Origin of the sequence: Streptomyces sp. NPDC018029 (assembly GCF_044327655.1) — a bacterium.
In the GTDB taxonomy this organism is placed as follows: domain Bacteria; phylum Actinomycetota; class Actinomycetes; order Streptomycetales; family Streptomycetaceae; genus Streptomyces.
This window is the reverse complement of record NZ_JBIRFV010000015.1, coordinates 113,403-133,472: the sequence shown is the minus strand read 5'-3', so window position 1 is coordinate 133,472 and position 20,070 is coordinate 113,403. Positions and strand designations below refer to the sequence as shown.

At 72.3% G+C, this 20,070-nt stretch carries 17 protein-coding genes; 15 read left to right on the top strand and 2 right to left on the bottom strand.

The annotated features are described in order from the left end of the window. The first annotated feature begins 64 nt into the window (after positions 1-64). The 5 genes from ACH4D5_RS35430 to ACH4D5_RS35410 all read left to right on the top strand — a co-directional run bounded on the left by ACH4D5_RS35430 (position 65) and on the right by ACH4D5_RS35410 (position 5,932). Positions 65-1,405: an aldehyde dehydrogenase family protein gene (locus ACH4D5_RS35430; protein ID WP_398311284.1), complete on the top strand. Its 1,341-nt coding sequence runs from the start codon at positions 65-67 to the stop codon at positions 1,403-1,405. Positions 1,406-1,408: 3 nt separating this feature from the next. Further along, positions 1,409-2,197, top strand: a complete 789-nt coding sequence (locus ACH4D5_RS35425; protein WP_398311135.1) for a 3-oxoacyl-ACP reductase — start codon at positions 1,409-1,411, stop codon at positions 2,195-2,197. Between the two features lie 91 nt (positions 2,198-2,288). Next, positions 2,289-3,602, top strand: a complete 1,314-nt coding sequence (locus ACH4D5_RS35420) for a haloacid dehalogenase-like hydrolase (RefSeq protein ID WP_398311132.1) — start codon at positions 2,289-2,291, stop codon at positions 3,600-3,602. Positions 3,603-3,618: 16 nt separating this feature from the next. Then, positions 3,619-4,920: a haloacid dehalogenase-like hydrolase gene (locus ACH4D5_RS35415; protein WP_398311129.1), complete on the top strand. Its 1,302-nt coding sequence runs from the start codon at positions 3,619-3,621 to the stop codon at positions 4,918-4,920. 58 nt (positions 4,921-4,978) lie between these two features. Continuing rightward, positions 4,979-5,932: a DUF2510 domain-containing protein gene (locus tag ACH4D5_RS35410; RefSeq protein ID WP_398311126.1), complete on the top strand. Its 954-nt coding sequence runs from the start codon at positions 4,979-4,981 to the stop codon at positions 5,930-5,932. Positions 5,933-5,948: 16 nt separating this feature from the next. Here the strand turns inward: ACH4D5_RS35410 and ACH4D5_RS35405 are convergent, their stop codons facing one another. Beyond that, the gene (locus ACH4D5_RS35405; protein ID WP_398311123.1) at positions 5,949-7,163 is read right to left on the bottom strand and encodes an amino acid deaminase/aldolase; all 1,215 of its coding nucleotides are present in this window, start codon (positions 7,161-7,163) and stop codon (positions 5,949-5,951) included. A gap of 650 nt (positions 7,164-7,813) precedes the next feature. Between ACH4D5_RS35405 and ACH4D5_RS35400 the strand changes: the two genes are divergently transcribed. The 3 genes from ACH4D5_RS35400 to ACH4D5_RS35390 are packed head-to-tail and all read left to right on the top strand — an operon-like array spanning position 7,814 to position 11,566. Beyond that, a complete protein-coding gene (locus ACH4D5_RS35400) occupies positions 7,814-9,625 on the top strand; it encodes a hypothetical protein (protein WP_398311120.1) in 1,812 nt (603 codons plus the stop codon). Continuing rightward, positions 9,622-10,791, top strand: a complete 1,170-nt coding sequence (mycP, locus tag ACH4D5_RS35395; protein WP_398311117.1) for a type VII secretion-associated serine protease mycosin — start codon at positions 9,622-9,624, stop codon at positions 10,789-10,791. Before ACH4D5_RS35400 ends, mycP begins: the two co-directional genes overlap by 4 nt. Before the next feature lie 40 nt (positions 10,792-10,831). After that, complete coding sequence (locus ACH4D5_RS35390; RefSeq protein WP_398311114.1) at positions 10,832-11,566, top strand: SseB family protein; 735 nt, start codon at positions 10,832-10,834, stop codon at positions 11,564-11,566. 50 nt (positions 11,567-11,616) lie between these two features. Here ACH4D5_RS35390 and ACH4D5_RS35385 read toward each other — a convergent pair whose 3' ends face one another. Further along, positions 11,617-11,994 (bottom strand): DUF1844 domain-containing protein, encoded by a 378-nt coding sequence (locus ACH4D5_RS35385; RefSeq protein WP_398311111.1) that lies wholly within the window; start codon positions 11,992-11,994, stop codon positions 11,617-11,619. Positions 11,995-12,436: 442 nt separating this feature from the next. Between ACH4D5_RS35385 and infC the strand changes: the two genes are divergently transcribed. From infC to pheT, 7 genes are all read left to right on the top strand, one after another. After that, entirely contained in the window at positions 12,437-13,144 is a 708-nt protein-coding gene (gene infC / locus ACH4D5_RS35380) for a translation initiation factor IF-3 (protein ID WP_398311108.1), read from the top strand. A gap of 105 nt (positions 13,145-13,249) precedes the next feature. Then, positions 13,250-13,444: a 50S ribosomal protein L35 gene (gene rpmI, locus ACH4D5_RS35375; RefSeq protein ID WP_362993571.1), complete on the top strand. Its 195-nt coding sequence runs from the start codon at positions 13,250-13,252 to the stop codon at positions 13,442-13,444. A 93-nt stretch (positions 13,445-13,537) separates the two neighbouring features. Beyond that, complete coding sequence (gene rplT, locus ACH4D5_RS35370) at positions 13,538-13,921, top strand: 50S ribosomal protein L20 (RefSeq protein ID WP_362993569.1); 384 nt, start codon at positions 13,538-13,540, stop codon at positions 13,919-13,921. A gap of 193 nt (positions 13,922-14,114) precedes the next feature. Further along, positions 14,115-14,960 (top strand): TrmH family RNA methyltransferase, encoded by an 846-nt coding sequence (locus ACH4D5_RS35365; RefSeq protein WP_398311104.1) that lies wholly within the window; start codon positions 14,115-14,117, stop codon positions 14,958-14,960. A gap of 51 nt (positions 14,961-15,011) precedes the next feature. Beyond that, on the top strand, positions 15,012-16,154 hold the full coding sequence (locus ACH4D5_RS35360; RefSeq protein ID WP_398311101.1) for an ATP-binding protein: 1,143 nt from the start codon (positions 15,012-15,014) through the stop codon (positions 16,152-16,154). 166 nt (positions 16,155-16,320) lie between these two features. After that, entirely contained in the window at positions 16,321-17,451 is a 1,131-nt protein-coding gene (gene pheS / locus ACH4D5_RS35355) for a phenylalanine--tRNA ligase subunit alpha (RefSeq protein WP_398311098.1), read from the top strand. Further along, entirely contained in the window at positions 17,451-19,961 is a 2,511-nt protein-coding gene (pheT, locus tag ACH4D5_RS35350) for a phenylalanine--tRNA ligase subunit beta (RefSeq protein ID WP_398311095.1), read from the top strand. The genes pheS and pheT overlap by 1 nt, the downstream gene beginning before the upstream one ends. Positions 19,962-20,070: the final 109 nt, after the last annotated feature.

The window sequence follows — 20,070 nt, the reverse complement described above, 5'->3', positions numbered from 1 at the left end:
CGTATCGAAACCCGACGCATCGAAATCCGACGCATCGAAACCCGATGTATCGACACTCGACGTACTGAACCCGGCGACGGAAGAGGTCGTCGCGACCGTCCCCGCCGCCACCGCGCAGGACGTCGACGCCGCCGTCACCCGCGCCGCGCGCGCCCAGGAACAGTGGGCCGCGGCCGCCCCCGCCGACCGGGCCAGGCTGCTCCGCCGCTTCGCCGCCCAGGTCGACGACCACCTCGAAGAGCTGGCCCGCCTGGAGGTCCGCGAAGCCGGTCACGTCATCGGCAACGCCCGCTGGGAGGCCGGCAACGTCCGCGACCTCCTCGACTTCTCCGCCGGGGGAGCCGAGCGGCTGAGCGGCCGGCAGATCCCCGTGCCCGGCGGCCTGAACGTCACCGTCCTCGAACCCCTCGGCGTCGTCGGCGTCATCGCCCCCTGGAACTTCCCGATGCCGATCGCCGCGTGGGGCACGGCGCCCGCCCTCGCGGCAGGCAACGCGGTGATCCTCAAACCGGCCGAGACGACCCCGCTCACCGCGCTCCGCCTCGCCGAACTCGCCCTGGCGGCCGGCCTGCCCGAAGGGCTCTTCCAGGTCCTGCCCGGCACCGGCGCGGAAGCGGGCAACGCGCTGGTCGAGCACCCCGGCGTCGCCAAGATCGTCTTCACCGGCTCCACCCGCGTCGGCAAGCAGATCATGGCCACCTGCGCCGACCGGGTGAAGCGGCTGACCCTGGAACTCGGCGGCAAGAGCCCGAACATCGTCTTCGCCGACGCCGACGTGGAAGCGGCGGCCCTCGCCACCCCCATGTCGTACCTGGACAACTCCGGTCAGGACTGCTGCGCCCGCACCCGCGTCCTCGTGCAGCGTTCGGTGTACGACCGCTTCCTGGACGTCGTGGCCCCCGCCGTCGAGTCCATCGTCGTGAGCGACCCGTCCGACGAGAAGACCCAGATGGGCCCGCTGATCTCCCGGACCCAGCTGGACCGGGTCCGCTCCTACGTCACCCCGGGCGACGGCATCCACGGCACGGCGCCCGAGGGGCCCGGCTTCTGGTTCCCGCCGACGCTGCTCACCGACGTCGACCCGGACGCGCCGGTGGCCACGGAGGAGGTCTTCGGGCCCGTCGCCGTCGTCATCCCCTTCGACGACGAGGCCGACGCGATCCGGCTCGCCAACGCCACCGACTACGGCCTGTCCGGCTCCATCTGGACGCGGGACGTCGGCCGGGCCCTGCGCGTCTCGGCGGCCGTCCGGGCAGGCAACCTGTCCGTCAACTCGCACTCCAGCGTGCGCTATTGGACCCCCTTCGGCGGTTACAAACAGTCCGGGCTCGGCCGCGAGCTCGGCCCGGACGCCCTGCACGCCTTCACGGAAACCAAGAACGTCTTCATCAGCACGGAGGCCTGACCCATGTCGAACACGTCAGAGAACATCTGCCGCCGCCTCGTCGGCCGCACCGCCGTCATCACCGGCGCCGGCAGCGGCATCGGTCTCGCCACCGTCCGCCGCCTCGCCGCCGAGGGCGCCCACGTCGTCTGCGGCGACATCGACGAGAGCGCGGGCAAGCAGGCCGCCGACGAGGTCGGCGGGACCTTCGTGAAGGTCGACGTCACCGACGCCGAGCAGGTCGAGGCGCTCTTCAAGACCGCCTACGACACGTACGGCTCCGTCGACATCGCCTTCAACAACGCGGGCATCTCGCCGCCCGACGACGACTCCATCCTGGACACCGGCCTCGAAGCCTGGAAGCGCGTCCAGGAGGTCAACCTCACCTCCGTCTACCTCTGCTGCAAGGCCGCCATCCCCTACATGCGGCGCCAGGGCAAGGGCTCGATCATCAACACCGCGTCGTTCGTGGCCCGGATGGGCGCGGCGACCTCGCAGATCTCGTACACCGCCTCCAAGGGCGGCGTCCTCGCCATGTCGCGCGAGCTGGGCGTGCAGTTCGCCCGCGAGGGCATCCGCGTCAACGCGCTCTGCCCGGGGCCGGTGAACACCCCGCTCCTCCAGGAACTCTTCGCCAAGGACCCCGAGCGCGCCGCGCGCCGCCTCGTGCACATCCCGGTGGGCCGCTTCGCCGAGGCCGAGGAGATGGCGGCCGCGGTGGCGTTCCTCGCCAGCGACGACGCCTCGTTCGTGAACGCCACCGACTTCCTCGTCGACGGCGGCCTCACCGGGGCCTACGTCACACCCCTGTAGCCGCACCTCGCAGTTCATACTCCGGCCACCACACCGTCAGCCGGGCGTCGCACGACGCCCGGCTGACCTGCGTAGACACGGGAGTGTGTACATGAACTTCAAGCGCCGCTGCACCGCCGCGGCCGCCGTGCTCGCCGTCGCGGGAACCGGCCTCATCGGCGTCCAGGCCACCGCGGAGGCAACCCAGGACGCCCCGCCGAAGAGGGCCGCGAAGTGCCCCACCCTCAGCGTCTCCGAGGGGTGGTACGGCGACAACAAGGCCAGACTCCAGCGCATGGTGGACAAGTACGGCAGCTGCGGCGACGGGCACGGCACCAAGCCGGTCGCCACCTTCGACTGGGACAACACCGTCATCAAGAACGACATCGGCGACGCCACCATGTACTGGCTGCTGCGCCACGGCAAGATACGCACGCCGAAGGACGGCGACTGGCACACCACCAGCCGCTACCTGACCCGCCCGGCCGTTGGGGCCCTGGCGAAGGCCTGCCCCGCCACCGGCACCACCCTGCCCACCCACCGGAACACCGCCTGCGCCGACGAGATCCTCTCCGTCTACGGCGAGGGCACCACCACCTCCGGCAAGGCGGCCTTCGCCGGCTTCGACCACCGCAGGATGGAACCGCAGTACGCCTGGCTCGCCCAGCTCACCCGTGGCTGGACCACCCGCCAGGTCAAGCGGTTCGCGGCCGCCGCGCGCGCGGAGAACCTCGCCGCGCCCATCGGCACCGAGCAGCGGGTCGGCACCGGCAAGGTCACCGGCTGGGTCCGCTACTACGATCAGCAGCGCGACCTGATCCGCACGCTCAAGAAGGCCGGGTTCGACGTCTACGTCGTCTCCGCGTCGCCCGAACCGGTCGCCGAGGTGTGGGGCAGGGGCGTGGGCATCGACGCACGGCACACCCTCGGCATCCGCAACGTCACCGCCCACGGCAAGCACACCGCCCACCTCAAGGGGTGCGGCACCGTGCGCGACGGCGACGACTCGATGATCACGTACATCGACGGCAAGCGCTGCTGGATCAACAAGGAGATCCTCGGCGTGCGCGGCGCCGCCGCCGAGAAGGTCCAACCGGCCGCGAAGCGCCAGGTGTTCGCGGCGGGCGACTCCGACACGGACGTCTCCTTCCTGCGCGACGCCACCGGCCTGCGGCTCGTCCTGAACCGCAACAAGAACGAAGTCATGTGCCGCGCCTACGACAACGGCGACGGCCGCTGGCTGGTCAACCCCATGTTCATCGAGCCCAAGGGCGCGCAGGCCGACCCCTACCCCTGCGCCTCCACCGGCTACACCGAACGGGACGGCGGCGAGGGCCCGGTGCGCCGTACGGACGGCTCCGTCATCCCCGATCAGCGGGACACGGTGCACGGGGCGTCTCCGGCATCGTCAGCCACACAGGACTGATGTACGGTCCACTCACATGCGTAACAGAAACATTTTGGCGCTGACCCTGGCCGCGGCCGCCACCCTGGCGGCCGTGCCGGCAGCTCTCCCCGTGGCCGCCGCCACGGCCGCGAACTCCCGTACCGCAGCCGCGGATTGCCCCCAGCTGTCGAAGAAGCTGACCTGGTACGGCAACAACCGCGCCAAGCTCCAGCGCACCATCGACGAGCGCGGCACCTGCGCGAACCCGGACCTCGGCCACGGCGGGAACAAGCGCCCGGTCGCCGCGTTCGACTGGGACAACACCATCACGAAGAACGACGTCACCGACGCGACCATCGCCTGGTCCCTGCGGCACGACAAGATCCTGCGCCCCAAGAGCTGGAAGTCCACCAGCAAGTGGATGACCGACGAGGCCGACCGCGCGCTCACCGAGGCGTGCGGCACGAAGGTCCCCGTCGGTAAGCCGCTGCCCACCTCCAGGGACAAGGACTGCGCCGACGAGATCTTCGAGGTCCGCGAGGACGGGCTGACGATGAGCGGCGCCGCGGCCTTCGCCGGGAAGTGGGACCACCGCCACACCGTCCCGCAGTATGCCTGGGTGCCGCAGCTCTTCGCCGGGCACACCGTCCGCGAGCTGGAGTCGTACGCCGCGAAGGCCCGCAAGGAGGCGCTCGCCGCCCCCGTCGGCGCCACGCAGACCGTCGGCACGCACAAGATCCCCGGCTACGTCCGCTACTACGACCAGCAGCGCGACCTGATCCGCACGCTCAAGAAGGCCGGCTTCGACGTCTACATCGTCTCGGCGGGCTCGGAACCGGTGACGGAGGTCTGGTCGAAGAGCGTCGGCATCGACCGGAAGCACACCGTCGCCATCCGCTCCGTCCTGGACCGCAAGGGCCGCATCACCACCTGGAACCAGGGCTGCGGCGGCGTCCCCGTCAACAAGGGCGAGGCCATCCCGTACATCGACGGCAAGCGCTGCTGGGTCAACCAGGAGATCTTCGGCATCAAGGGCAAGAAGGCCTGGGCGAAGCAGGACTTCAGGCACCGCATCGCGCTCGGTGGCGGTGACGCCGACACCGACGTGACGTTCGTCGGCGACGCGACGGGCGCGCACCTGGTGCTGAACCGCAACAAGAGTGAGTTCATGTGCCGCGCGTACGACAACGCGGACGGCCGCTGGGTCGTGAACCCCATGTTCATCGAGCCGATGCGGCAGAAGCAGGACCTCTACCCGTGCGCGACGGCCGCGTACAACGAGCACGACGGGGACAAGGGTCCCGTCCGGCGCCCGGACGGCAGCGTGGTCGCCGACCAGCGGGACTCGGTGTACTGACCCTTGGTGCACCGGTCCTCGGTGTACTGATCTTCGCGGCACGTCTTAGAGTGCCGGAATGAGCATGCCCACGCCGCCCGGCTGGTACCCGGACCCGCACCAGCCCACCGTCGAGCGCTGGTGGGACGGTGCCGCCTGGACCGAGCACCGGCGGACGCCCGAGCCGCCCCAAGTGGCCCCGGCGCAGCAGGGGTTCGGGCCGCCGCAGGACGCGACATCGGTCATGCCGGTGGCGTCCCGGGGCGGCGGCCGGGCGAAGGTCGTCGCGCTGGGCGTCGCCGGGGCCGTCCTCGTCGCGGCGATCGTCACGGGCGCCGTCGCCCTCACCAAGGACGACGGCGACCCGCAGGGCGGCACCCCGGCGCCGAGCGCCACCGCCGAGAGCAGCCCGACGCCCACCGGGTCGGAGGAGGAGTCGGCGTCCCCGAAGCCCGACCCCGACCCGGACACCCTCGTCGACGACCTCAACGGCATCACGCTCCCGGTGCCCGACGGCTGGGAGAAGGACGACGACTCCTTCGGCGGCGGCGCGACCATCCAGACCCCCGACATCGTCGACTGCCCGGGCGACTCCGGCCTCTGCCGCGAGGGCACCGTCACGTCGAGCACCGTGACCGGCACGGACGAGACGGACCCCAAGGCCCTCGCCCTCGGCGACATCAAGGACGCGGCGGACGCCGCCTATGACAAGGACAAGCTGGACAACAAGCCGTACGGCGGCATCACCGGCCACGAGAAGGTCAAGGAAGGCCAGGTGGCCGTCGCGGGCCGCAGCGGCTACTTCGTGCGGTGGCGCGTGCACACGGCGAAGGGCGACGGCGGATACGTCCAGTCGCTCGCCTTCGCGTCGAGCGTCGGCTCGGAGTCGATGGTCATGGTGCGGTTCAGCGTCGGCGCGGGCGAGGACGCCCCGCCCGTCTCCGTCATGGACGAGATCACCGACGGCATCCGCTCGGTCGAGGACAGCGCGACGGGCGGCGGGGTGGGAGACGACGTCGGGGCGACGCCGTGAGGACCCGGGCGGGGGTTCAGAGGAACGTACGTCCCTCGCCGCGGTACGTCGGGACGCTTCCCGTCACCTTGTCGCCCTCGACCAGGTGCAGGGTCTCGAACCGCTCGCACAGCTCCCCGGCCTTGGCGTGCCGGAACCACACCTTGTCGCCGATCAGCAGATCGTCCGCCGCCGGTCCGTGCAGCGGCGTCTGCACCTCACCCGCGCCCTCCTGCGGGTCGTACCGCAGCCCCTCCGGGAGATACGGCACCGGCGAACGGTCCGGGCCCGCGACGCCCGACGCCGGATAGCCGCCGCCGAGCACCGTCACCGTCCCCGCGCCGGGCCGCCGCACCACGGGCTGCGCGAACAGCGCGGCGGGACGCCCGCTGAACGACGTGTAGTTGTCGAAGAGCCGCGGCACGAAGAGCCCCGACCCCGCGGCGATCTCGGTGACCGCGCGCTCGGCCGCGGTGTGCTGGACGCTGCCGGTGCCGCCGCCGTTCACGAACTCCAGGTCCGGCGCGATCGCCCGGACGGCGGCGATGGTCTCTCCCCGGCGGGCGGCCAGCTCCTTGCGGGCCGCGGCCTGCATCGTCCGGATCGCCCGGGACCGCGCCGGGTGCCCCGCCACGGCGTCACCCACGCCGGCGACATGACCCTCGTACGCCATGACACCCACGAGCCGGAACCCCGGCCGCCGGACGATGGCGCGGGCCAGGGCGGCGACCTGCACGGGGGAGTGCAGCGGGGAACGCAGCGCGCCGATCCGCACCTTGCCGCCGAGCACCTTCAAGGAGGTGTCCAGCTCCAGACAGACCCGCACCTCTTCGGTGCCGCCGTTCCGCGCCTCGTCGATCAGCCGCAGCTGGGCCGGGTCGTCGACCATCACGGTCACCGAGGCCGCCAGCTTCGGATCGGCGGTCAGCTCCGCGAAACCGGCCCGGTCCGCGGAGGGGTACGCGAGCAGCACGTCGTCGAAGCCGGAGCGGGCCAGCCACAGCGACTCCGCGAGCGTGAACGACATGATCCCGGCGAAGCCGTCGCGGGCCAGCACCCGCTCGAGCAGGGCGCGACAGCGCACGGACTTGCTGGCGACCCGGATCGGTTTCCCCGCGGCCCGGCGTACGAGGTCGTCGGCGTTGGCGTCGAAAGCGGCCAGGTCGACGAGGGCGAGGGGGGCGTCGAGGTGTGCGGTGGCGCGGTCGTAGCGGGCGCGGTCGGCGGCTCGGTCTGCGGCACGGGCTGTCATGGCCGAAGCCTGCCAGACGCGATTACCAGAGGGTAGGGGGATGATCCGGGCAGATCGCCCGGGGGCGCGGACTGAGTTCCCGTACGCCGTGGGTCTGCCCGTAGAGTGACGCGCACGGAGCCTGGCCGAGCGGTGCGTACGGAGCCTCGCCGACCTCGCGCTCCGGCCGGCCGAGCGCGAGGAAACGGGGGAGCATGAGCACGGAGGCGCCTCACAGCCCCATCCCCCCGCGCCCCACCACCCCACCCCACCCTCCCTCCCCACCACGCCCCACGGCCCCACCCTCCACCTCGGCTTCGACCTCCGCGGCCCCAGCGCCCGCGGGTCCGGCCTCCGCGGCCCCAGCGTCCGCGGGTTCGGCCTCCGCGGCCCCAGCGTCCGCGGGTTCGGCCTCCGCAGCCCCAGCGTCCGCGGGTCCGGCCTCCGCAGCCCCAGCGTCCGCGGGTCCGGCCCCCGCGGCCCCAGCGTCCGCGGGTTCGGCCCCCGCGGCCCCAGCGTCCGCAGACTCGGCCTCGACGGCTCCGGCTTCTGTGGGTTCGGCCCCGACGGCCCCGGTTTCCGTGGGCTCGGCCTCCGTGAACCCGGCCCCGACGGCCCCGGCCTCTGTGGGCTCGGCCCCCACGGCCTCGGCCTCTCTAGGCTCGGCCTCCGTGGCTCCGGTCCCGACGGCCCCGGCTTCCGTGGCGTCGGCCCCCACGCTTCCGGCGCCCACGGTCTCCGTCGCCCCGCCCGATGAGGCGGTGGAGCCGGCGGTCGAGCCGCCGCCCGTGCCGTCCGCCCGCTTCCCGGACGTCCGGCCGCCGGTCGACCAGGACTGGGTGCTTGACCGCCCGCGCCCCACCCCGGTCTCCCACGACGAGGACCTGGTCGAGGACCCGGACCAGGCAGCCCGTATCCAGGACCTGCTGGCCCCCTTCGAAGAGGTCCGCCCCCGGCGCCCCACCCCCACCACCCCACCACGCTTGCCGGACTACGCGCCGACGGTCGCGGGGGAGCGGCACACGGCCGCCCCGTCCGCCGATGAGGACGCAGCCCGCACGCGCCGCGAGGTGTCCGGCAAGTCGGCGCCCCCGCTCCCGCCGCAGCTCCCGGCCCGTGCCCCCGACGCCCCCTCGGCCGACGACGGCACCCACATACAAGGCGATACGCTGCCGCCCCCGCCGTCTTCGGCGCGTCTGCCCGACGCCCCGCCGTTGGTCCTCGGGAAGGCGCGCACGGACGCCGCCCCTGGCGTCAGCGTGCCCCGCACGCAAGGCGGTGCCGCCGGCGAGACGGCGCCGCCCCCGCCGTCCTCGGCGCGTCTGCCCGACGTGCCGCCGGTGGTTGGGGAGGCGCGTACGCGCGCGGCCCTCGACGAGGGGGTTGGCCCAGCCGTCGGGGGCGGCGTGCCCCGCACGCAAGGTGACGCCTCCGGCGAGACGGTGCTGTCCTCGGCTCGTCTGGCCGACGAGTCGCCGGTAGTTGTGGGAAAGGTAGGCACGGCGGACGCTGACGTTGATGAGGCGTTCGGGGCGGGCGGCAGGGGCGGTGCGGTCCGTACGCGGCGTGATGGTTTTGGTGGGGAGATGGAGCCGCGCTCCTCGGCGTCCCCGGGCCGGGCGGCTCAGGAGCCGTCCGGCGGAGGAGGGGCCGAGGGGCGGCCCTTCGTGTTTTTGGCGCGGCCCGCGATGGGTGACGACCGCGCCACCCGGCCGCGGACCGTCGGCGCCTGGGCGCGCCCCCGCGCTGCCGCCGCCGCGGCCTGTGCCGTGCTCGGGCTCGGGCTCATCGGGGGTGCGGTGACCGGGAGCTGGCTGACCGGGGAGTCCGCTGCGGGCGGTGCCGCCCGGAGCGCGTACACGGTCACCGGGGCCCTGTGGCACAGCGTCCCCGTCGACCGGCTCTTTCCGCCGGAGCTGAAGGGCGAAGGCGCCGGGCCCGGCGGCGCCGACCGCGACTGGACCCGCATAGCCGTCGCCCCGGACAGCGGCTGCCAGGGCGCCTTCGACCCGCTGCTGAAGAAGGCGCTCGACCCGGTCGGCTGTCTGCGGCTGCTCCGGGCCACGTACACGGACGCCACCCACAGCCATGTCACCACCGTGGGCCTGCTGTTCACCAAGGCGGACGCCGACGCGATGCAGACACTGCGGAACCGTTTCACGGAAGAGGGCCTGGACCGGCGGACCGACCTCATGCCCCGGCCGTACGCCGCCAAGGGCACCGCCGCCGAGGGCTTCGGGGACGCCCAGCGGGCGGCCTGGACCGTGTCCGTGCTCCCGGACGCCCCCGTCGTCGCGTACGCCGTCTCCGGATTCGCCGACGGCCGCGCCGTCACCGACCCCCAGCCCGCCACCGAGGCCATGGGCAGCAACACCACGTCGGCGCCCGCCCAGGCGGGCCTCGGCCACGAGGCGAAGGGCATCGCCGACCGGGTCGAGCGGGGCCTCCGCAAGACCATCGCGGCCGCGGAGAAGACGGCATGAGGGCCCGTAGGGCGGTTGTCGCCGCCACGGCCGCCGCCGCGCTGGCACTCGCCCCGACCGCCACCGCGTACGCCGACGACGGCATCCGCGCCCAGCAGTGGGCCCTCGACGCGATGCACACCAGCCGGGCCTGGCAGATCAGCAAGGGCAACGGCATCACCGTCGCCGTCCTGGACACCGGCATAGACGCCGAGCACCCGGACCTCGCGGGCAGCGTCCTGGAAGGCAAGGACATGGTCGGCTTCGGCGCCCGCCGCGGCGACCGCCCCTGGGCCCGACACGGCACCGCCATGGCCGGCATCATCGCGGGCCACGGGCACGGCACGGGCGGCCGCGACGGCGTGCTCGGCATCGCGCCGGAGGCGAAGATCCTGCCGGTCCGCGTGATCCTGGAGGACGGCGACCCGGCCCGCAAGAAGGCCCGCAACACCCGCGGCAACGCCCTCGCCGAAGGCATCCGCTGGGCCGCCGACCACGGCGCGGACGTCATCAACCTCTCCCTCGGCGACGACTCCAAGTCCGCCCACCCCGAACCGGCCGAGGACGCCGCCGTGCAGTACGCCCTGAAGAAGGGAGTCGCCGTCGTCGCCTCCGCGGGCAACGGCGGCGAGCGCGGCGACCACATCTCCTACCCGGCCGCCTACCCCGGCGTGATCGCCGCGACCGCCGTCGACGAGAACGGCGCCCGCGCCTCCTTCTCCACCCGCCGCTGGTACGCCACCGTCGCCGCCCCCGGCGACGACATCGTCATCGCCGACCCGGACCGCAAGTACTACGAGGGCTGGGGCACCAGCGCCGCCTCCGCCTTCGTCTCGGGTGCCGTCGCCCTGATCCGCGCCGCATACCCCGGGCTCCAGCCCGCGCAGATCAAGGAGCTCCTGGAGGACACGGCCCGCGACGCCCCGTCCGGCGGCCGTGACGACTCCCGCGGCTTCGGCCTGATCGACCCCGCCGCCGCGCTCACCAGGGCCGGCCGGCTCAAGCCCGAGGAGCCGCGCACGGCGGCGTACGGCACGAAGTACTTCGGCCGGGGCCCGGACGAGACGCGGGGCGACGACGGCCCCGCGGGATGGGTCGGCCCGGTCGCCGGCGGCCTCGGTGTCGGCCTGCTCGCGCTGGCGGTCCACCTGTGGCGGACCAGGTCCGGGGCGCCGCGGCGGGACTGAGCCCACTCTGTAGGGTCGACACGTGGCGAACATGGCGAATATGGCGAACAAGAACATTCCCGATCCGGGCTTCTCCGACGACGACGGCACGGCCGACCCCCGGCTGGCCGCGGCGCTCGCCGCCTGGTCCGCGGACCGCACGGCCCACGGCCCGGTCCTCGAAGCCCTCGCGGGGGCCCGGCTCCTCGTACCCGTCGTCGCCGTGCTCGGCGAGGTCGAGGAGGACGAGAACGGTCTGCGCAGGGAGAAGACCAGCGACATGGCCGTCCCCACCCTCAAGGCGGGCGACCGCAAGGCGCTGCCCGCCTTCACCTCCATCGAGGCCCTCGCCCTGTGGGACCCGGCCGCCCGCCCCGTCGCCGTCCCGCTGCACCAGGCGCTGCAGGCCGCCGCCCACGAGCAGGCCGACACCATCGTCCTCGACCTCGCGGGCCCCGTCCCCTATGAGCTGGGCCGCTCCGCCCTGCTCGCCCTCGCCGAGGGGCGCGCGAGCGCCGACCCGCTCGCCGACCCGGCCGTCACCGAGGCGGTCCGCGCCGCCGTCGCCGCCGAGCCCGTCGTGCTCCGCGCCCACCTCGGCCCCGGCCGCGCGGACGGCACCCTCGCCCTCGTCCTCGACCCGGCCGCGGACCCGGCCGACGCCGCCCAGCGCGTGGCCCGGCGGATCGCCGCCGACGAAACACTGAGGGCCCGCCTGGTGCGCGGTCTCGACCTGGCACTCCTGCCGGCCGAGGCGACGCCACCGGGCGAGCCCCTCTACGTACGTACGGTCTGAAAGCACCGACGGTCGACGGTCGACGGGTCAGCCGTGGACCGGGCGACGCATCAGCCGTAGATCGCACCCGTGTACTTCTCGCCCGGCCCCTGGCCCGGCTCGTCCTTCACCAGCGACGCCTCGCGGAACGCCAGCTGCAGTGACTTCAGCCCGTCGCGCAGCGGCGCCGCGTGGAACGAGCTGATCTCCGTGGCGCTCGCGTCGAGGAGGCCGGCCAGCGAGTGGATCAGCTTGCGGGCCTCGTCCAGGTCCTTGTGGCCCTCGCCACCCTCGGCCAGACCGAGGTTGACGGCGGCGGCGCTCATCAGGTGGACCGCCACGGTGGTGATCACCTCGACCGCGGGGACGTCCGCGATGTCACGGGTCAGGGTGTCGAAGTCGGGGGAGTCACCGGAGGGGGACTCGGGGGCGGGGGTCGCGTCGCTCATGCTCACATCTTCCTGAGGGCCGAAACGGTGTAAGCCTAGTTGATGGCGGTGCCCGGGCCTTCGGCCCGACGGAGCCCCGGCACGGCGGTCACGACGGACGACTTCTTCGATCAAATACGTCGCCGCTCGGGCGCCCCGGCCGGCGGCCCGGGACCGCTGGGGGCGTGTACTTCCCGAAGTGCTGGTATTCTGGACAGCGACCGGTTGGCTCCGCAGTGAGTCAACCCGCAAGTGGAGGCTCCGAATCTCCCACCTGGCCGCCCTGAGGGCGGCGGGTCACCGGTCAGACGGTTTCCATCGTTCCGTACGGACGATGGAATTGTCAGACGCGCCCCGCGGTACACCGTGGTGGTGCTCCGGTTTGTGAGGAGCCCCGCCTGTGTTCCGGTCGGGGCATTTTTTGTGCGCCGAATCGGTTAGGTCCAACGAAAACAGACGTTACGTGGCTGTCCGCCAGACGGCCGCGTGGTGCTACCGAGGAGGATCCATCAGCGCCGAGCCCCGCATCAACGACCGGATTCGCGTTCCCGAGGTGCGACTTGTCGGTCCCAGCGGCGAGCAGGTCGGGATTGTTCCGCTTGCCAAGGCCCTGGAGCTTGCACAGGAGTACGACCTCGACCTGGTCGAGGTGGCCGCGACCGCGCGTCCGCCGGTCTGCAAGCTCATGGACTACGGGAAGTTCAAATACGAGTCGGCCATGAAGGCCCGTGAGGCGCGCAAGAACCAGGCGCACACGGTCATCAAGGAGATGAAGCTCCGGCCGAAGATCGACCCGCACGACTACGACACCAAAAAGGGTCACGTCGTCCGGTTCCTCAAGCAGGGCGACAAGGTCAAGATCACGATCATGTTCCGTGGTCGCGAGCAGTCCCGCCCCGAGCTGGGTTTCCGACTGCTGCAGCGCCTCGCTTCGGACGTCGAGGACCTTGGGTTCATCGAGTCGAACCCGAAGCAGGACGGCCGAAACATGATCATGGTTCTCGGTCCGCACAAGAAGAAGACCGAGGCGATGGCCGAGGCCCGTGAGGCCCAGGCGGCTCGCAAGGCGGACGCGAAGGCCAATCCGGGCCGCTCGCAGAACTCCGCCGAGGGGGAGGAGCTCGACGAGGCTCCCGCCGAGGCCCCGGCCGAGGCCAACGCCGAGGCCTGATCCCCGGACGCGAGTCCAGGGGATGCCAATCGATACATATGGCTCCCGGATGCCCGGTTTCGCGACCGGGCATCGGAGTGCCACTGACGAGGAGAGAACGGCGCTATGCCGAAGAACAAGACTCACAGCGGTGCCAAGAAGCGTTTCCGGGTCACCGGCTCGGGCAAGGTGCTCCGGCAGCGTGCCAACCGCCGCCACTACCTCGAGCACAAGTCCTCGACCCTGACCCGCCGCCTCGCCGGCACCGTCGAGCTGTCGTCGGCGGACTCCGCCAAGGTCAAGAAGCTCCTCGGTATGTGACGGCGCGCCCCGCACCCGGGGCGCAGCCGACCGACCATCGGGACCAAGCCGTTCTCGGGTCACACACGTGACCCAGCTACAAGGAGTTAACAAGTGGCACGCGTCAAGCGGGCAGTCAACGCCCACAAGAAGCGTCGGGCGATCCTCGAGCAGGCCAGCGGTTACCGCGGCCAGCGGTCGCGCCTGTACCGCAAGGCCAAGGAGCAGGTCACCCACTCCCTGGTCTACAACTACAACGACCGCAAGAAGCGCAAGGGCGACTTCCGTCGGCTGTGGATCCAGCGCATCAACGCCGCTGCCCGCGCCAACGGCATCACCTACAACCGCTTCATCCAGGGTCTGAACGCCGCCAACATCGAGGTGGACCGCAAGATCCTCGCGGAGCTGGCCGTCAACGACGAGAACGCGTTCGCCGCGCTCGTCGAGGTCGCGCAGAAGGCGCTGCCGTCGGACGTCAACGCGCCCAAGGCGGCGTGACGCTTCGCTGAGCTGAGCGTGATCTCGGACCCGTAAGCCGAACGGCTTGCGGGTCCGAGTGCGTCCGGGTACTCGTCTGCCCTCGTCTGTCGTCGGCCGTCCGCGGGCCTCTTGTGGCTGGTCGCGCAGTTCCCCGCGCCCCTGACGGGACGCCCCTCACGGGGCGCCCGCATCTTTCCCTGAAGGTGAGTTCATGACCGCCGCCCCCGAATCGATCTCCCCCAAGTCGCCCCGCGTCAGTGCCGCGCGGCGGCTGGCCAAGCGGAACTTCCGGGGGAAGGAGCGGCTGTTCCTCGCCGAGGGGCCGCAGGCCGTGCGGGAGGCCGCCGGGCACGAGCGGACGCTCGTCGAACTGTTCGCCACCATTGAGGCCGCCGAGCGGTACGCCGACATCGTGGGGGAGGCGCGCGCCGCCGGGGCCCGCGTGCACCTCGCCGACGAGGACGTCATCGCCGACATCTCGACGACGGTCACCCCGCAGGGCCTCGTCGGGGTCTGCCGGTTCCTCGACGTGCCCTTCGAGGAGATCCTCGCCGCCCGCCCCCGGCTCGTCGCCGTCCTCGCGCACGTCCGGGACCCCGGGAACGCCGGGACCGTGCTGCGCTGCGCGGACGCCGCGGGCGCCGACGCCGTGATCCTCACGGACGGCTCCGTGGACCTCTACAACCCCAAGGCGGTGCGCGCGTCCGTCGGCTCGCACTTCCATCTGCCCGTCGCCGTCGGCGTACCCGTCGAACAGGCCGTACGAGGACTGAAGGACGCGGGCGTGCGGATCCTCGCCGCCGACGGGGCCGGCGAGGACGACCTCGACACGGAGCTCGACAAGGGCACCATGGGCACCCCCACCGCCTGGGTCTTCGGCAACGAGGCCTGGGGACTGCCGGAGGAGACCCGCGCACTCGCCGACGCGGTGGTGCGTGTTCCGATCCACGGCAGAGCCGAGAGCCTCAACCTCGCGACGGCAGCGGCCGTGTGCCTCTATGCCTCAGCCCGTGCACAGCGCGCCGCTGGAGGGTGCCGCTCCGTCACATCGAGCTAGTAGTGTGACGGGCTCGGGGCCCCGACAGGTCCGAGAGGTGGGGTACGGGGAATGAGTGTGGGCACGAGCAGAGCACCGGGGGTACAGGACCTCGTCCGTGCTCGCGCGGACCACGGCGGTCCCGGTGACCTCGGCGGCCTCGGACTCGACCCCGACGAGCTGCCCGACGGGCTCGTCGTCGCGGACGAGACGGGCCGTGTCATCTGCTTCAACGCGGCGGCGGTGCGGATCACCGCTCTCCCCGCGGCCGACGCCCTCGGCACGCCCCTGGACCACGCGCTCCCCTTAGAAGACCTCGAAGGCCGCCGCTGGTGGCAGCTGACCGATCCCTACGGCGGCCTCGCCATCCGCGTCGGCCAGCCCGAGCGCAACCTCCTCCTGCCCGGCGGCCGCGAGGTCCTCGTCTCCGCCCGTTACGTCCGCACCACCCGCACCGGCCCCGTACGCCGTGTCGTCGTCTCCCTCCGCGACACCGAGGCCCGCCGTCGCACCGAGCGCAGCCACGCCGAGCTGATCGCCACGGTCGCCCACGAGCTCCGCTCCCCGCTCACCTCCGTCAAGGGCTTCACGGCGACGCTGCTCGCCAAGTGGGAGCGGTTCACCGACGACCAGAAGAAACTGATGCTGGAGACCGTCGACGCCGACGCCAACCGCGTCACCCGGCTGATCGCCGAGCTCCTCGACATCTCCCGCATCGACTCCGGCCGCCTCGAGCTGCGCCGCCAGCCCGTCGACATCGGGGTGGCCGTCGGTCGGCACGTCCAGGCGCACGTCGCCGCGGGCCAGGACGCGGACCGCTTCCTCGTCCGGGTCCAGCGGCCTCTGCCCGACTGCTGGGCGGACCCCGACAAGGTCGACCAGGTGCTCAGCAACCTGCTGGAAAATGCGGTGCGGCACGGCGAGGGAACCGTCACCATCGAGGTGGCGCCCTCCTCCTCGCCTCGCGAGCGGGGCGGCGCCGAGACGGCCGTGACCGTGAGCGACGAAGGTCCCGGCATTCCGGAGGAGTCGATGGGCCGCGTCTTCACCCGCTTCTGGCGGGGCAGCAAGCGCGGCGGGACGGGACTGGGGCTGTACATCGTGAAGGGCATCGTGGAGGCGCACGGCGGGACGATCACCGTCGGCCGCGCGACCGGCGGCGGCGCCCAGTTCCGATTTACGTTGCCCGTGGGGGCCCCGGCGTATCTCCAGTGACTCACATGAGTCAGTGAGGGCGCCCTGAGCAGCCCGCGGGCGCATTCGTTCACCGCACCCCCGTTAGACTCGGTCGTTGGCACTTTGTGTCCCCACACCTGGGACAGCTTGTCTCCGAGTCGTTGACGGGGACCCATCCGCCAGCCAACCGGAAGCACGGGAAGAGATGTCGGCACCGAACAAGTCGTACGACCCTGTTGAGGTCGAGGCACTGAAACCTGAAGAGATCGAGCGCATGCGGGACGAGGCGCTCGCCGCCTTCGCGGCCGCAGACTCCCTCGACGCGCTCCAGGAGGCCAAGGTCGCGCACACCGGCGGCACCTCGCCGCTGGCGCTCGCCAACCGCGAGATCGGCGCGCTGCCCCCGCAGGCCAAGGCCGAGGCGGGCAAGCGCGTCGGCATGGCGCGCGGCGCCGTGAGCAAGGCCCTGGCCGCCCGCCAGGCCGAGCTCGAGGCCGAGCGCGACGCCCGCGTCCTGGTCGAGGAGGCGGTGGACGTCACGCTGCCGTACGACCGCACGCCCGCCGGCGCCCGGCACCCGCTGACCACGATGATGGAGCGCGTCGCCGACGTCTTCGTCTCGATGGGCTACGAGGTCGCCGAGGGCCCCGAGGTCGAGGCGGAGTGGTTCAACTTCGACGCGCTCAACTTCACGCCCGACCACCCGGCCCGGCAGATGCAGGACACGTTCTTCGTGCAGGGCCCCGAGGGCAGGACGGGTGACGAGTCCGGTGTCGTCCTGCGGACGCACACCTCGCCCGTGCAGGCCCGCGCGCTCCTCGAGCGCCGCGAGCCGCCGGTCTACATCGTCTGCCCCGGCCGCGTGTACCGCACGGACGAGCTCGACGCGACGCACACCCCGGTCTTCCACCAGATCGAGCTGCTCGCCGTCGACGAGGGCCTCACCATGGCCGACCTCAAGGGCACCCTGGACCACATGGTCCAGGCGCTCTTCGGCCCGGACATGAAGACCCGCCTGCGGCCGAACTACTTCCCGTTCACCGAGCCGTCCGCCGAGATGGACATGGTCTGCTACGTGTGCCGCGGCGAGTCCGTCGGCAACCCCGACCGCCCCTGCCGCACCTGCGGCAGCGAGGGCTGGATCGAGCTCGGCGGCTGCGGCATGGTCAACCCGAAGGTCCTCACGGCCTGCGGCGTCGACCCCAAGAAGTACAGCGGATTCGCCTTCGGGTTCGGCATCGAACGGATGCTGATGTTCCGCCACAACGTCGAAGACATGCGAGACATGGTCGAGGGTGACATCCGGTTCACCCGGCCGTTCGGGATGGAGATCTGATGCGGGTCCCGCTTTCCTGGCTGCGGGAGTACGTCGACCTCCCCGCCACCGAGACCGGCCGTGACGTGCAGGCCAAGCTGATCGCCGTCGGCCTGGAGGTCGAGACCGTCGAGCAGCTCGGCGCAGGCCTCAAGGGCCCGCTCGTCGTGGGCAAGGTCCTCACCATCGAGGAGCTGGAGGGCTTCAAGAAGCCCATCCGCTTCTGCACCGTCGACGTCGGCATGGCCAACGGCACGGGTGAGCCGCAGGAGATCGTCTGCGGCGCCCGGAACTTCGCCGTCGGCGACAAGGTCGTCGTGGTCCTGCCCGGCGCCGTCCTGCCCGGCGACTTCGCCATCGCCGCCCGCAAGACGTACGGCAGGACGTCGCACGGCATGATCTGCTCCGGCGACGAGCTCGGCATGGGCGACGACGGCAGCGGCGGCATCATCGTCCTGCCGCCCGAGCACGAGGCCGGCACCGACGCCATCGAGCTCCTGGAGCTCGTCGACGAGGTCCTGGACATCGCCGTCACGCCCGACCGCGGGTACGCGCTCTCGATGCGCGGCGTCGCCCGCGAGACCGCCATCGCCTACGGCCTGCCGCTGCGCGACCCGGCGCTCCTCGACGTGCCCGCGCCGAACTCCTTCGGCTACCCCGTCAAGATCAGCGACCCGCTCGGCTGCGACCGCTTCACCGCGCGCACCGTCACGGGCCTGCGGCCCGAGGCCCGCTCCCCGATCTGGCTGCAGCGCCGCCTGCAGAAGGTCGGCATGCGCCCGATCTCGCTCGCCGTCGACATCGCCAACTACGTGATGATGGAGCTCGGCCAGCCCCTGCACACGTACGACCGCTCCCGCATCCAGGGCGCGATCGGCGTGCGCCGGGCCGAGCAGGGCGAGAAGTTCACCACGCTCGACGGCGTCAAGCGCGTCCTCGACGCCGGTGACCTGGTCATCACCGACGACCGCGGCCCCATCGGCCTCGCGGGCGTCATGGGCGGCGCCAACACCGAGATCGCCGACCACGACGAAGCCGCCGGCACCACCGACGTCGTCATCGAGGCCGCGCACTTCGACGCGATCTCCGTCGCCCGCACCGCGCGCCGCCACAAGCTGTCCTCCGAGGCGTCCAAGCGTTACGAGCGCGGCGTCGACCCGCAGGCCGCGGCCGCCGCCGCGCAGCGCACCGTCGACCTGCTCGTGCTGCTCGCGGGCGGCACCGCAGAGGCCGGCGTCACGGAGGTCATCGCCCCCACCGCGCCGCGCACGATCACCATGCCGGCCGACCACCCCGACAAGGTCGCCGGTGTCACCTACGGCCGCGAGACCGTCGTACGCCGCCTCCAGGAGGTCGGCTGCGACGTGTACGGCCAGGACGACCTGACCGTCACCGTCCCGTCGTGGCGCCCCGACCTCGCCGAGCCGAACGACCTCGCCGAAGAGGTCATCCGCCTCGAGGGGTACGAGAACCTGCCCTCGACCCTGCCGAAGCCCCCCGCGGGCCGCGGCCTGACCGAGCGGCAGCGGCTGCACCGCCGCGTCGGCCGTGCGCTGGCCGGCGCCGGTTACGTCGAGTCGCTGAGCTACCCCTTCATCGGAGAGGGCGTCTTCGACCAGCTGAGCCTGGACGCGGACGACCCGAACCGCCGCGTGGTCAAGCTCGTCAACCCGCTCTCCGACGAGGAGCCCGCGCTCCGCACGACGCTGCTGCCGGGTCTCCTCTCGGCCCTGCGCCGCAACGACGGACGCGGCTCGCACGACCTGGCCCTCTTCGAGACCGGCCTGGTCTTCCACCCCCAGGACGAGCTGAAGGTCGCGGTGCGGCTGCCGGTAGACCGGCGGCCCACCGACGAGGAGATCGCGTCCCTCACCGACGCGCTGCCCGTCCAGCCCCGGCACGCCGCCGTCGTCCTCGCGGGCGCCCGCGAGCAGGCCGGCTGGTGGGGCAAGGGCCGCCCGGCCGACTGGGCCGACGCCGTCGAGGCGGCGCGGACCGTCGCCCGTGAGGCCGGCGTCGAGCTGATCGTCGACAAGGGTCAGTACGGACCGTGGCACCCGGGCCGCTGCGCCGAGCTGAAGGTCGTCGTCGACGGCGAGATCGTCTCCGTCGGACACGCCGGTGAGCTGCACCCGCGCGTCGTCAAGGCGCTCGGCGTGCCCGCGCGCACCTGCGCGATGGAGCTCGACCTCGACGCCCTGGAGCAGGCTCGCGAAGGGGCGCTGAACGCGCCGCGGATCTCCACCTTCCCGGTGGCCACGCAGGACGTCGCGCTCGTCGTCGACAAGGAGGTGCCGGCCGCCGTGGTCGAGTACTTCCTGCGCGGCGGGGCCGGTGAACTCCTGGAGTCCATCCGGCTGTTCGACGTCTTCGAGGGCGAGCAGCTCGGCGAGGGCAAGAAGTCCCTCGCGTACGCGCTGCGCTTCCGGGCCGCCGACCGCACGCTGACCGTCGACGAGGCCTCCGCGGCCCGCGACGCGGCCGTCGCGCTGGCGGCCGAGCGGACGGGCGCGGTGCTGCGCGGAGCGTAGTCACTGCTCGTAGCCGCCACCAGGCGCACAAGAGGCGCAAAGAGGGGCTTACCCGGACCACCGGGTAAGCCCCTCACTCATTTGGGTGACATGTGGCGTCACTTGGCCC